This is a genomic window from Lutispora sp., from assembly GCF_041687175.1.
In the GTDB taxonomy this organism is placed as follows: Bacteria; Bacillota; Clostridia; order Lutisporales; family Lutisporaceae; genus Lutispora.
Genome location: NZ_JAWLCK010000023.1, coordinates 1 through 14346, shown reverse-complemented (window position 1 = coordinate 14346; position 14346 = coordinate 1). Strand labels below are relative to the sequence as shown.

Below are 14346 nucleotides of genomic sequence, written 5' to 3'. Positions count from 1 at the left end.
CAGTATCTCCGGTGAATTACACCTGTCGGAAAAGCCGACCAACCCTGTGCTGCTCTGTGGGGGAGCTGAAGGTGTAGCTTGGCGCGACAAGTTTTCTCGCCTCTGTCTGTACGGATAACAAGCAGCAGCAAAAGCGGCAGCCGATGGGTGAGAAAATATGGTAAATGATTGCCGCCTCACCCATCTGGTCAAATTCGCACAGGGCGAAAGGCTTGTTGATGTAGGGGAAAATGTCAAGGTAGCGGATGCGCTCGGAGCGCGTTTCGCTCTCATCCAAGCTCGGCCAAGCCTCGTCACTGCTATACATCACATAGCCCTAATACTACTTGCCGTTTGCCATAAACCAATAGCTCCTGGAAACGGTGCGGGAGTGGTTTGCTTCCGCGTTGCTATCATCCAGCCGCGAAGCAACCTGCTCCGGCGTAGGTATAGTCCAGTGCCGCATTGTTTTTGGGGCTGTTTTTATTTTTGACAGGTTATCACACCCCACTCTTTATTGTTGTGATCCCGCATGGAGGCGGTAAAGGATGTTCCGTCAGAGGAGAAGACAAATTTTGCTCCCGCAATATTGGCCTCCCCTGAGGACCACCGCACAAAATAGCTGCCATTGATGTAAGTGCTCCCGGTTTCATCATTGGAGCAGACGATTTTATAGTAAGAGCCATCGCCAAAATCTTTTTCATAGGTGACTACGGTGGTCACTTTGATTTCTTTACCTGTTTCCGTAACATTCATGACCCCTGTATATGTTCCGGAATAGTCCACCTTATTGGTTTTTTTATTTAAGATAACCTCCATTTCATTTTTCACAAAAGGTTTGAGCTTGGCACTCAAGGCAACCTTGCCCTCTTCCAAGTCCTTTTCTGTTTTGTAGAATTCTATCTTCATGGGGAACCCTGCCGTTTTGTGGGCGCCTAGGGTGAACTTCATCTGTCCTTTGGCCTGGTCGTCAAGGCGGATGGTCCACTCGTTTGCCGTGGTTTTATTGGAGAGAGGGGCCAGCTTGACATATGCGTTGGCCCATTTGGCCTTCTCAGTGTCATAATCCTCCCTGAAATTCACGGTATACTCCCTATTTAGCAGGGCGGCAAGCTCTTTATACTGCTTTTCTCGATGAGCTAGGGCATCAAAAAACATATCCCGGCTCAGAGATTCAAACATAACCTGAAGATAATCGTAGATCTCCGCTTTGTAATTGTTGGATATTTTTTCCTGATCCTTCTCTGAGGGCCAGGGATACTTGGCTAGACTGCCGTTTTTATCATAGGCGTCGATCCATGATTCCCAGTCGCTGCCTGCCACATCCCAGTATTTATTTACATAGTTGTCAATCTCCTTTTGCATTTTCTCCAGGGCTATCTGGGGGTTGGACTTATTCTCTTTCTGGATCTTTTTAAATATATCGTACCAATCCTTAACCCGGCGCTTGTTTTCAGGTCTTGCATAGTAAGCGTCATACATATTCTTGGTGCTTTGATACTTTGTATCGATGGCAAAGGTGGTCACATCGGTAAGGGCCATATCGATGACTCCCACGCCCACATAGGCCACTTGAAAGGAATTTAACAGATATTCTTTAGTGGTGTACAGATTCAAACCCAGGTTCAATAGGGTTTTCATGCCGCTAATGGCTGTTTCCGTGCTTTTCATTCCGTTGCTGTAGGCGTCATAGGCAAACTGGGTACAGGAGGTTACAACACCTAAAACCGTCAGGGAGTCACCAAATTGGCCGCTGATCATTTCATCATAAGCCCCTCCAAGGGTTAAGAGAGTGGGGATATTTGTTTCAATGAACATTGGAAGGGAGTTGTTTGCATGCAGAAAGGATGCCACAACATCCTCTTGCCAGGATGGACCCTGCTGGGCGTAGGTTTTGAGCAATTCTTCCGCCTGCTTGGTAGTCATGAAAGAGGCGTAGGCATTGACATCGGAGATGTATTCGCTGCGCTTTCCTTCGTTTATAACCTTAAATACGCTAAAGGTGGAGAGGTGATCAGTGAAAATATGCACCTTATTGGCCTCAGGGTTCACTGTATAAAGGACATCCTCCCACTGACCGGTTTCCTCATTAAGATATTTACCGCCGATAGCAAGGAGCTCCTCATCTCTGTCAAGTCCCGCGTCGTCATAGGGTATAATCAATTCGATAGTTCCCTCTAGCTGGCCAGAGGCCAGCTTGAAATCGTAGGCGTAGATATCTACATCACTGTCAACGGGAGGGGGTGTTACCTTTTGTATGGTGAGTTCCTCACCAGCTTCTAGAAGGCAGCCAAAGTTAATGGCCGCACCGTCCTCTGAGACCAATGTCCTCTGTCCTTCCTCCACCGTAAAGGCTTCAACCTTCTGCGCGCTGGATTGTTTAGGCTGATTGCCTTTTCCGCAGCCGGAAAGTCCTGCGGTCGAGGACAGCAGCATGGTGGTTACCAGCAAGAAGGATAATATTTTTCCTTTCATCATACGACCTCCATATTCTATTTCTCTTTTTTAAAGGCTTCATTAATCACTGGCTTTTGGTGTGTTACCATCCGGTGATGTCTGCCGTTACACCGGTTTCATGAAGCAGCTTTTGTGCGGCATCCAGTACTGCCTGCTTTTGAGTCATTCCGTGTAGCAGTTCTACCCGCATGGTCTTAGCCGCGTCACCAAAGGTCAGGTACATCCGTTCCTGATCAATATGGGCGGTATGCAGCCGCACACCATGTACCCCGTCGAGACCCCACCGGTAAATTTTGCTGCCGATGAGGATCCCAAAGGTAGATACTACGGTTTCCTCGGTGTCTTTTTTCATTTGACAACTCGGCATGGAGATGAGAGCAGATGACACCGTAAGGATGCGATTATCCCAAATGAGTGTTGCTTCATAGAGCAGACGGCTCTGCCTAATCAATAACAGGAGAGAGATAAGGCTGATCGCTCCAAGGGCGAAAACCGCTTCTAACATAAATGCCATGCCGAGCCACACCGCCAAAAAAATACTGGATACGAACAATAAGGCATATTCATTGCGCCGTTTGCGAATTAATTTCATTTGCACCATACCTCCTCCAGTATTCATTTTAGGGAAGGATGTCTCAAAAAGCATCGTTCGGAAGGATGAATTACACAAAAAAGGCCCCTCACCCTTTTGGGTGAGAGACCCGTTAAACCCAGTATTTAGGTAGGTTTTACGGCCTCATGACTGCTCCATCTTCGATTAGCCTGTCAAGCAAGGTATCTCTGCTGTCCTTGAGTTTTACTGAGAGAGCGGCTTCCGAAATAAGCACCATGTCAGCACGGCAGAAATCTTCCATGTAAACACCCTCTGGCAAGACGCGAATACCTTGTGCAAACCTCTCAGGTGCATCCCATGTGAAATCTCCACCGGGTGCATCAGAGTAGCCAAGGGCACGAAGAACAAAGGTCAGATACATCTGCACGGAGGCTGTGCCTGTTCCAAATTCGGATCCGGAACTGCCTTTTGTCAACCCCTTTTCATAAGCATAGCCAACGTATTTATCCGCCCATTCAGGCACATCGGTAAAGGGGTGTATCCAGTCACTGTTTTTTGCTTCGTTTTCCTTACCCAACAGACGTATCAGCATTACCAGAGCCTCAATACGCGAGGGTTTGCGAGCGAGGTCAAAGTTGATGCCTCCGTCAGGATAGGTTCCCACGCCCTGGAACAGTCCTAACTCCCAAAGCCTATAAACTGCCTGTGTTTCATTAATAAAATCCCGTTCTTCCGGTAGCGGACTTATGCCGCCTTCTTCCAGTGCAGCAAGAACAGGCACGCCCACAGATCGGCCCTTGTGGTCTATGTTACCCAAGAGCTGAAGAGATCCGTTTTCTGCCTCTATGCTGCTTCTCCAATCAGATGTAAAGTTACCGGTCACAGTAACAGTTGCGCCGTTTTCAATGTACAGAGCAGCGTCTCTCTGTATGTCAAGGCTGTTAAAAGTTACATCAAATAATATGCTTATCGGTGTATAATCCTGTTGATTTCTCTGTACGGTTGCCTCCCCTCCTATGCTTTTCAGACCGGATTCATATGTATATATGCCTTTGTTGACAAAGTTATCCCTGACAATAAATCCGCCGTCTCGTATCACTTTGATGGATGAACCTTCACTTATGGTAAGATTGGGAACATCCAGAACAATTTTTTCAAGAACAGCTTGTCCTGTAAACACCCCGTTACGGATCACGCCGTTATTTTTCTCCTTTTTTTTGTCCCAGGTTTTATAAACTACGCTTTTTACTTCGCCGCCGTTCAGTACAATAATAGCACGGTCATATTCAATTCCGCCGAAATTACCGGTTATAGTGCCACCATTGATATACAAGATTCCACCGCCAATGATACCATTTCCCATGATGCCCCTGATAGTTCCGCCATTAATGATTAAAGTACCGAATTGGCTATGATGCTCTAAGCCATGAGTGCCTCCGATAATGGAACCGGGCCCGTTTATAATGAGCAGCCTGCCATTACGGTTGCCCAGCGGTGATCCCTGATCGGTAAACTCTCCCCCTGTCATATAATGGTATTTTATTGTATAACCGTTCAAGTCAATGGTATAACAGCCTTCACCAAGATAAACACCTATATCCTTGTCGGCTGCGTTTGCTCTGGTAAAAGTTATATCCTTCATTAGCCTCACATGAGCACCCGCATTGTCTTCCAGCGCAGCACGCAACTCTTCCACTGTGGATACGTCCTTAATATCATCGGCGGCTTCCACTGACGTCGGCAAAATCATTAATATCAATATAACATAGAGGACAATGGAGCATGTTATTGCTTTTCTCATCATTTTATCTCTCCTCGCATGATATATTTCCAGCCTGTCACTCTGCAAAAACTTTTTTTAATATATAAGTTTCCTCATCTATCACGAAAGATCAGCTGTTCAACACCAAGTACAGCTTTCCATTCAGCTTCCTTAAATCCTACCAGGACAAAACTATCACCGATAAGAATAGGCCGCTTCACAAGCATGCCGTCTGATGCCAGCAGTCTATACTGCTCATCTTCGCTCATGTTCGGTATCTTATCCTTGAGTTCCAATTTCTTATAAAGCTGTCCGCTTGTATTGAAAAACTTTTTCAGCGGTTGGCCGCTCTTCTTATGCCAATTCTTCAATTCTTCCATTGCAGGATTGTCTACTTTTATATTCCTTTCTTCAAATGAAACGCAGTTTGCTTCCAGCAACTTCTTAGCCTTCTGGCAGGTAGTTCATTTCGGGTAACATACAAATATCATAGTATTCCTCCACTTTTTACAGACATGCTCACACTCAATCTGATATTTTCTTACTCTGTCAGGTCGCTTAGTCATGATACACATTTAAAGCGTTTTAACGATTTCGTAATCGTTCATCTTCCTGAACTGGCTGGCATTAAGATGAAGAAATTACAGTCCTTAAGTGCATTTTGCCATATTATTGTCTGCAGTTCAAACGATTTTTCCGGCAAATATTATAAAAAACAAAAGCTGCCAATATTCTTTCCACTGTTATTTTGCTGATGTATTACTTGCTCAATGGCTCGCTATGACTCCACGTGAAGTTGTATGGCCTTAGGTAATGCAAATAATTCATTGAATAATATTTTCATATATTCTTCTCCTTCTGAAAAACTATAAACATAGTCAGGTTCTATACCCTTGCCGTCTATTTCTTTACCACTTCTATTATAAAAGCACCCTACTGTTAGTTTGGCCCATCCCAGCAAATCCTCGTCATAAATAATAGACCCATGATCCATAGCTTTAAATAAATTTACTGTAGGTTCCTTATATAGTTCATTTCTGATGTATGCTTTTTCAGTTATCACTGGAATCATCTTTTGAGTTTTTGCCTTTCCGAATGTTTTACTTCCAACAAGGTACCCGGATTCACTATCCTGAACTGCACCTGCAAATAGCTCAGCAGCACTTGCAGTTTCTTCGTTAACAAGAACAATAAGATTATATTTTAATTCTTTAAGATTTGAATAGTATTCTTTATCTTCAATCTCCTGGGAGTAATAATGGATTTTTGCTATTAAGCCTTCTTTTACAAATAGCTTTGCTGTTTTTATACTTTCCATTATATCTCCACCACTGTTATTTCTTAAGTCTAACACAATTTTATTAATCTTTTCATCATCCATGATTTTTAAAATATCAACAGTTTTATCATAAATATTATCATTAAAAGTATAAATGTAGATATAGCCAATATCATCTTTGATTTCATATTCTATGGATTTATTTATAGAATCATTGTTTTTATCAAAAATATTAACCTTTAGTTCATCACCAGAATAAAAAGTGCTATATGAATCAATGGAACCATAGATTTTCTTTAATATTTCTATAAGGTCTGATGCTGAATTATTCTCTATATATTTTTCTATATTTTTAATATTATAATTTGTGTGGCCCTTTATCTCCCTTAGATGGGCATGTAAATAATCCAGGTTCTCAGCAGCATATATATTTACTGATACTGCAAGCAAGAGAACAAATATAAAAATAATAGTTTTTTTCATAGTATCATTCCTTTTAATAAGAGGGCTGCAAAATATAATTCACAGCCCTTTTTTGATGATTATAAAACTAATGTTTGGTCGCATTAGTGATTTATAGTTTGTGAAACTTCTCCATTTTCATAATAGTATGTCCAAGTGCCCTTTTTTGCACCATTAGTAAAATTGCCTTTAGATTCTATGTTTCCGCTTTCATAATAGAATTCCCATGGACCAGTTTTTTTACCATCAGAATAATTGCCTTGAGATTTAACTTTGCCATTATTGTGATAGTACTTCCATTCTCCGGTTTCTTTACCTTCAGAATAACTTCCTTCAGAACTCTTACTTCCACTGTCATAATAATAGACCCATTCCCCTGTTTTTAAGCCATTGGAATACTGTCCCTTTATATATTTAATGCCATTATTGTGCCACGATTCATATGGTCCATCTAGTTCACCATTACGATAATATGCTATTTTACTTAGGCTATTATCTGGACCTGTAAATTGTTGATGTATCCCATGGTACTGATTATCTTTATATGTATATCTCTCATAAACCAGACCATTTACATATTTTATCCATAATCCTTGTTTTTTAGCGTATGTATCTTTATAGTAAACAACATAATCGTCGACAGATCCATCTATTTGTCTATTCAATTCGGAATAGTCTAAATCATCATTATAGGGATCTTCCACAACAGGATAGATTTCTACTGCAATCTTTGGAATAAAACCCCATGGATTAGTAACATTATAAGGAAGTTTAAGCTCGCCTTCAAATTTGTAGGTGCCTGTATAAGGCAATACTCCGATAACTTCATCTTTAATTGGAAATGCCCTTTCAGAATTCTCTTTCCATTCTACTTGTATATCTAAAGTGGCATGTCCAGCATTTACATATACCGGTATTTCTTCAGGTAAAAAAGCTAATGCCTCTCCTAATGATGTTCCTTCAGGCACCCTGACAGAATTATCAATTATTATACCTGAAATTTCATATGAATCTGGATCTGGATTTGGTCTATATTTTATTGTATAGTTTATATTTCCCACATCACCCATTATTCTTGTAAATTCATCCATATCAGAATAATATCCATCTATAATTGGAGGTGTGATTGTATAGCTATCTCCCACTTTAACATCTCTAGTTTCGGTTTCTAATGCTTCTCCAATCTCTTTACCTTCTTCATCTACATAGAGATATCTGATGGTTATGGTATAGGTCTTTTCATTGTTGTAATAGGTCACTGTTTGTGAGTAGCCTCCTTCTGGCATTGTTCCTTCTACTACTGGAATATCTGGATAATATCCAGGTACATCCGGAGATGCAACAGAAAAACTATCCCCTACTTTATATTCACCAATATAACTTTCCGGTGCCTCTACTTTTCCATCTGCAATGACATAAGAAATAAATAATGTAGGGAGATAATTCTTGTAATAATATACTGTTTCAATTCTGTCACTAACCATGGTGCCTATTACAGACTCCTCATCTGTTGTATATCCATCTATCTTTGGAACAGGAATATTATAATAATCACCATATTCAAATTTCTTTACAAAGGGTTGAGCTATACTTGTACCACTAAAATCTACATAATTTATTGTTAAAGTATAGTATATTTTTTCTTCGGGGTCCTCAGGATCCTCTGAATCTTCTGGGTCCTCAGGGTCTTCGGGATCTCCAGAATCTCCGGGGTCTTCAGGTTCTCCAGGATCTTCAGGATCTTCAGGACCTTCAGAATCTCCGGGTTCTTCAGGATCTTCAGGGTCTTCGGGCTCCTCATTATCATCATTATCCTCATCTTTATCGGATTTGTCCTTATCATCCTTATCCTCGTCTTTATCGGATTTGTCCTTATCAACCTGATCATCCTTGTCTTCCTTAGCTTCTTCCTCTAATTTTTCATCGGCATTTCCTTCCAGTTCTTTCTCAACTTCATTTAAAATTTCATCTATGGGCAAATCTTCTTTTTCTTCAATTTCATTGATTAAGTCATCATTATTCAAATTGCCGTCACTTTTTAGCTTCAATATTAAATCATCATAAGACATATCGTTGTCCTTCAATATATTTTCGAGTGCTTGCTCAATAGCTCCATCTATCATCTTAGAGAATAGTTCAGAATATGACAGCTCATCAGGAAATCTTCCATCTTCTGTGGGAACTTTAAAATAATCTAGATATGCTCCACTAGGATCGTCTGTAACAGTAATCCCCAATACTTCTCCTTCAGATACATAGTCCATTAATCTATCGACCACATAAAATAATTTATCATCCGTATTTCCAAACAAATCCTTAATACCAAATATCGCAGAAGCCGTACCATAAGCATCATTCATTCCTTCTAAAGCTATGGTAGCCCTGTTATTTTCCCCCAGAATAATATTGCTGCCCAAAGAACCTACTTCTAACAGAACTTCCACTCCTGATACAGTGACACTTATTGCTTCTCCTAAAGTTAGATATCCAGCTGCAGCCGTTGTGGCGCCTGCAGTTAGAATAGTGCTGCCTGCAAAAATCCCCACTTTGCTTGCAGTCTTTACAGTTTCGGCCATCAACTCGGCGAATCGGTAAAATTCTGCTTCTTTCAAAGCATTTCCTGATATGATTTCATGTGACAAAGTCAATGCCTCAAAAGCGTTTTTTGCGTCCATACCTAATTGTTCACCAAGTTGCTTGAGCTTATTAGGGCCTTGAATGGCATCATACTGCTGCTGTATTTTTTGCGCCCATGCATATTCTTCAGTACTTGCACCACTTAGCAACTCATCAATTCCTTGACTTAACTCATTAATATATGAATCAGCAGCGTAAACCATCATCAGACTGCTTTTATATGCCTCTTCCCACACTTGCAAAGCTTCGTCTCTCAAACTAATCCATTCATGGTATTTGGACTCATCATATTCCATATTCATCAATTTTTCATTAAGTAATGAGCCATAAACAAACAATCTAACCGCATTGTTCGTAGCTTTAGAAAGCAATCCCATCTCCGTATTTTCTTTGGGTATTTTGACAGTTGCCCTCTGTATTAAACTAGTACTCTTTAATTCATTTACTCTTTTAATTATAGTAATCGCTTCACCAAATGTCAGCCTTTCTGTCAGCTGTAGTGTATTGTCATCGTATCCATTTAATATACCTAAGGATAAAATTTTATTCACATCAGATTTTATGTTATTATCTATTTCATTACTATCAAGGTAATCCTCCAATGAAACATTAAATATTCCTTCATATTCTAAAGAATCTGCAAGAAGCTTGACTGCATCAAATCTTGTTAATAAATCTTCATCCTTAATATCATGGATTATCAATAAATCTTGATTAATAACTTTTTTGTATATTTCCTTAAATTCAAACAATGAAATTTTCCTATTAAGGTCAACATTCATTACATCTTGAAAAAATCCTCTTTCTATAAAATAATTGTAGTTTTCCCCTGCCCAATGATTTGTGAATTGTGCATAGCTTATATTATTTAAAACTAAAAACATCACTAGCACAATAGCTAAAACCTTTTTTAATGCTAACCTCATAATCTACCTCCATTCTACTCTTATACTTAATTATGGTAATGCCATGCAATAAACTGACCCTTAAGGCTTCTTCTTGTATCACTCCCCTCGTTATTTTCATTTTTATACTGAAATACCCCCTGCTTTTTCACACCTCCCATATGATAATTCTTAGCTAAAAGTTTAAATAAAGCCATCGACCAAAAACATGGGACAGATGGTGCTGATGGCTCCCTAGGCGAAAACCGCTTCTAACATAAATGTTACGCCGAGCCACACCGACAAACAAATACTGGCTGCGAACAATAAGGCATATCCATTGCACCGTTTGCGGATTAATTTCATTTGCACCATACCTCCTCCAGTATAAATTTTAGGGAAGGGTGCCTCAAAAAGCATCCTTCGAAAGGATGAATTTGCAGAAAAAAGCCTCTCACCCTTTTGGGTGAGAGGCCGGTTAAACCCTGTATTTATGTAGTTTTATGTATCATTTTAACTTCTTTGATTCTTCAGCAGAGTGCTGATGAGTTCTGCCCGACTACCTACATCATATTTTGAAAAAATGTTCCTTGTATGTGTTTTTACAGTACTCTCACTGATAAACAAAGCCCCAGCAATTTCGCGGTTGGATTTGCCAGAAAGGATCAGATGCAGCACCTCCTGCTCCCGGGCAGTCAGCGGGTCAAGAGTTTTAATTTGACGAACTATGTCCGTTTGCTGTGACTGACCCATATTGTCATAGGCAGCAAGATAGGCATGGCTTTTCAGCAGTAAAACAAGCTGGTGGTTCAGCGGCGGCAGCATAACCAGGGTAACGCAAACCACCGTAAGGGCAATCACCGCAACCTCCGCGCCAGGAAGCCCCATGGATGTCACAGCCATTCCCAGGATGCCTCCGCAAAGGACCCCGAATACATTGGCGGAAAGACCGATGCCAAACGGCTGCGCCGGGTTATTGCTATAATCCAGCATTTCTCCCAGGATGCTCCACCAAAACAGGTCAAAGATACCGCAGGCTCCGAGCATCAGCGTATCCACAATCAGATAGTCGGAAGTGTTTCTCCCCAGCAGCATAAAGCCGATGAACGCTCCCATAATCATTGTCATTCCTACATACAAGAATTTAGAGCGGTTCGCCTTTATGGGCAGGTTGCGCATAATAGCGAGCGCCACGATGTAAGGCACGGCCCAATACCAGCTTACCAGCCCTGTCAGATGTTCAAAAGCGGGGTTGATGACCTGATACATCAAGCCCGAATTAATGGTGATGATAAAGACAAAAAGGCACAGCAATATTAGCGGGTTTTTAATGCCGCCATGGGTCTTATTTTCAAATGTTTTATTCTGCTCATTCTCCTGCTCCAACGGCAGCATCCAAATGAAGACCATGCCGATTACAAGGCAAAGCATAGAGAGACCTAGCCCGATAAAGGTTGACCTGTTAATGTCCACCACGTTGACTGCAATCATCAGCAAATTGGAATAAATCAGCACATCGGCACAGGGTTTAATACGCTCATTCTTGGGAGTAAAAGCCCTGAGAAAAAATCCCCATGCTGCCACCGCACAGCCGCTAAAGTATCCACTGACAATCAATCCACCCAACCATAGAGAGGAGGGAGCAAAAAAGAAGGGGATGGTAGCGGCTATGCATAAGCCCATGCCACCGAGCATCATGCTTCTGGCGGCTGCCTGTGATTTGACAAACAGACCGCAGGTAAAAAGTCCCGCGAAATGAGCGATAATTGCAGCTAGTATGTAACGGTCGGCGTCTATTCCATACAGATCCAGAAGGCTGTACAGCACCTGTCCCTCAAACAGAAAGGAGAGCAGGTACGCAAAAGAAAAGGAAAACGCCGCGACAGAAAGCCTGCGGGCATTTAAAGTCTTAAATCTGTTCATTTTATAACCTCCAGCTCATCGGAGGTTCCGTCTTTTTTAACCCATTCGTCTATATCAACGGTTTTGAAACGCCAGAACTTTCCCACCTTGGATGCAGGCATACCGCGCTGATCAATCCAATGCATGACCCTGTGGCGCTTCACGCCAAGATAATCGCAGACCTCTTGCAGAGATATCCATCTGTCTTGAATGTTGTTTTCTGTCATGGTAAGCACTTCACTTTCTTTCAGAGACATATGACTAATCATGTAATAATAATACTTCAGACAAGGTATAAAAGCAATCTATATTGTAGTTTTAAATTTTTCCATCAAGGTAATCACTGCAAGCCTAACCCACGGTGCTATTTATTAGATATCTTCTATTCCCGTATCTCTATAAATTTCTGCATAGCCTTTTTCGAGAAGCTCCATAAAATTATCATAGGGCATCTGCTTATAGGCGCCATTTTCATCAAAAATTTTTACTAGTTTGCTGTCAATTTTGGAAAGTCTCCATTTTACTTTTTGATCACCAAGATTAAAAATAATGGTTTCTCCACCGCATAATTCCATAATCATACCTTCTTTACAGCTTTTTATAATATATTCTACATATTATAAAGATTTCCTTTTATTTTCATAATCCATAGGAACGTCTAATTCTTACCTTAATACAAACTGACCTAATAGGTTTCTTAAGCAATTTTTAATGAAGAGAAGCGAAAGCGCTCTCTGAATTATAGAATTGTTAATCGGGTTCGTATTGAATCTTGACTCCTTTGGAGTTTAGATTCAATAAAACGAGGACGAAAGGCTTCATTGTTATAAAATTCTTCCAATGTGAACCTTTCTTTTATATAATGTATATATAAAAATTTATATGTCACGGGAGACTATATATGAGAGATATAAAGAAATTTTTTGTTATATTAATTGTTTTCACTTTTATAATGTCTATTTCATCTGTTTATTGTGATAATATTATTTACATAGCTTATTTCAACAAAATTCTTCAGCAGGGAGATACATTCATGGTATATATATCCGGTATCAATCCCAATGATAAGGTGAAGGTTACTTCAGATTTAAAAGCAAGGTCAGAAAAATATTTTCCTTATAAAAACGGGCAGCTGGCAATAGTTGGGGTAAGCTGTACCGCTGAGCCGGGAGAATACAGATATGACATACTCATATCTAGAGAAGGCAAGGTTTTAAGGGAAGTAGAGAATACAATAACAGTTAAGGAAAAGAATTTCAAAAAAGATTATATAACTGTATCAAAACAAACTCAGGAAAAGAAAAGTCAAGAAAACCTCAATTTTGATGCACAGCAAATTGCCAAGGCGAAGGCTAATCCTGTAGAAAAGCCTCTTTATCAAGGAAACTTTATAGCCCCAGTAGATGCAGAAATAAACACGGAATATGGAGCAATGCGTTATGTAAACGGAGTAAGGAGCAGTGTCCATTCAGGCTTGGACTTCAAAGCTAAAAGAGGAACTCCTGTTATGGCGTCCAACAATGGGAAAGTAGTGCTTGCCATGGAATTGAATGCATCAGGCAATACAGTGATTTTGGACCATGGACTTAACATATATACCTCATACTGCCATTTGGATACAATAAGTGTGGAAGTTGGAGATATGGTGCAAAAGGGAGATATAGTGGGCAATGTAGGCTCCACTGGATATTCCACCGGACCACATCTCCACTGGACTTTTTCAATAGGGAGACAGTCAACGAACCCGAAACCCTTTATGGAAGGCTATGGATCTCCCAATTTTTAGAAAGTATTTATTTGCATGTTGATAAAGAAATTCATTTCTTATATAATAATATAGTGTGTCAATAAAGGGAGAAAAGGATTTTCAAATATGGACACCCATGATTTTTTTATGAAAATAGCATTAGATGAAGCAAAAAAAGCTGAAGCTATGGACGAAGTACCTGTGGGAGCAGTGGTTGTCAGAAACGGTATTGTTGTCTCCAAAGCTTTTAATACGAGAGAAACATCTAAGGATGCCACATGTCATGCTGAGATAACAGCCATAAAAAGAGCCTGTGAATTTCTTGGTGGCTGGCGTCTTACAGGCTGTGACATGTATGTGACCTTGGAACCTTGTCTCATGTGCAGCGGTGCAATACTTCAAGCCAGGATTGAGAAACTATACATTGGGACAATGGATCCTAAAGCAGGTGCTGCAGGGTCTGTAATAAATGTTTTTGAAGATTACTGGTTTCATCATAAATGTGAGATATACACAGGAATACTTCAGGAGGAATGCAGCTATATTTTAAAGGACTTTTTTAAAAAGAAGAGATCCAAGTAATATTAAATATGGAGAGGTATCGAAGTGGTCATAACGGGGCTGACTCGAAATCAGTTTGGGAGCAATCCCACGCGGGTTCGAATCCCGCCCTCTCCGCCATAT

The 14346-nt window shown here is 40.5% G+C and carries 11 protein-coding genes and 1 tRNA gene; 3 read left to right on the top strand and 9 right to left on the bottom strand.

Going from position 1 to position 14346, the window contains the following annotated elements:
- Nucleotides 1-462: 462 nt before the first annotated feature.
- The 9 genes from ACESM9_RS05550 to ACESM9_RS05510 all read right to left on the bottom strand — a co-directional run bounded on the left by ACESM9_RS05550 (nt 463) and on the right by ACESM9_RS05510 (nt 12490).
- Nucleotides 463-2454, bottom strand: a complete 1992-nt coding sequence (locus ACESM9_RS05550; protein ID WP_372996128.1) for a hypothetical protein — start codon at nt 2452-2454, stop codon at nt 463-465.
- Nucleotides 2455-2518: 64 nt separating this feature from the next.
- Nucleotides 2519-3028 (bottom strand): hypothetical protein, encoded by a 510-nt coding sequence (locus ACESM9_RS05545; RefSeq protein ID WP_372996126.1) that lies wholly within the window; start codon nt 3026-3028, stop codon nt 2519-2521.
- A 136-nt stretch (nt 3029-3164) separates the two neighbouring features.
- Nucleotides 3165-4793 carry a hypothetical protein gene (locus tag ACESM9_RS05540; RefSeq protein ID WP_372996124.1) on the bottom strand — a complete coding sequence of 543 codons (1629 nt, stop codon included), beginning with the start codon at nt 4791-4793 and terminating at the stop codon, nt 3165-3167.
- Between the two features lie 71 nt (nt 4794-4864).
- Nucleotides 4865-5242, bottom strand: coding sequence for an arsenate reductase family protein (locus ACESM9_RS05535; protein WP_372996122.1), 378 nt, complete (start codon nt 5240-5242; stop codon nt 4865-4867).
- A 287-nt stretch (nt 5243-5529) separates the two neighbouring features.
- The gene (locus ACESM9_RS05530) at nt 5530-6513 is read right to left on the bottom strand and encodes a S41 family peptidase (protein WP_372996120.1); all 984 of its coding nucleotides are present in this window, start codon (nt 6511-6513) and stop codon (nt 5530-5532) included.
- A gap of 83 nt (nt 6514-6596) precedes the next feature.
- The gene (locus ACESM9_RS05525) at nt 6597-10055 is read right to left on the bottom strand and encodes a MucBP domain-containing protein (protein ID WP_372996118.1); all 3459 of its coding nucleotides are present in this window, start codon (nt 10053-10055) and stop codon (nt 6597-6599) included.
- Nucleotides 10056-10526: 471 nt separating this feature from the next.
- Nucleotides 10527-11936, bottom strand: a complete 1410-nt coding sequence (locus tag ACESM9_RS05520; RefSeq protein ID WP_372996116.1) for a LuxR C-terminal-related transcriptional regulator — start codon at nt 11934-11936, stop codon at nt 10527-10529.
- Entirely contained in the window at nt 11933-12172 is a 240-nt protein-coding gene (locus ACESM9_RS05515; protein WP_372996114.1) for a helix-turn-helix domain-containing protein, read from the bottom strand. The genes ACESM9_RS05520 and ACESM9_RS05515 overlap by 4 nt, the downstream gene beginning before the upstream one ends.
- 114 nt (nt 12173-12286) lie before the next feature.
- Nucleotides 12287-12490 carry a hypothetical protein gene (locus ACESM9_RS05510; protein ID WP_372996112.1) on the bottom strand — a complete coding sequence of 68 codons (204 nt, stop codon included), beginning with the start codon at nt 12488-12490 and terminating at the stop codon, nt 12287-12289.
- Nucleotides 12491-12816: 326 nt separating this feature from the next.
- Here ACESM9_RS05510 and ACESM9_RS05505 point away from each other — a divergent pair, with 326 nt between their 5' ends.
- The 3 genes from ACESM9_RS05505 (at nt 12817) to ACESM9_RS05495 (ending at nt 14343) form a co-directional block, all read left to right on the top strand.
- Nucleotides 12817-13701: a M23 family metallopeptidase gene (locus tag ACESM9_RS05505; RefSeq protein WP_372996110.1), complete on the top strand. Its 885-nt coding sequence runs from the start codon at nt 12817-12819 to the stop codon at nt 13699-13701.
- An 87-nt stretch (nt 13702-13788) separates the two neighbouring features.
- Complete coding sequence (gene tadA / locus ACESM9_RS05500) at nt 13789-14244, top strand: tRNA adenosine(34) deaminase TadA (protein ID WP_372996108.1); 456 nt, start codon at nt 13789-13791, stop codon at nt 14242-14244.
- Nucleotides 14245-14254: 10 nt separating this feature from the next.
- Nucleotides 14255-14343, top strand: a tRNA-Ser gene (locus ACESM9_RS05495).
- Nucleotides 14344-14346 lie beyond the last annotated feature (3 nt).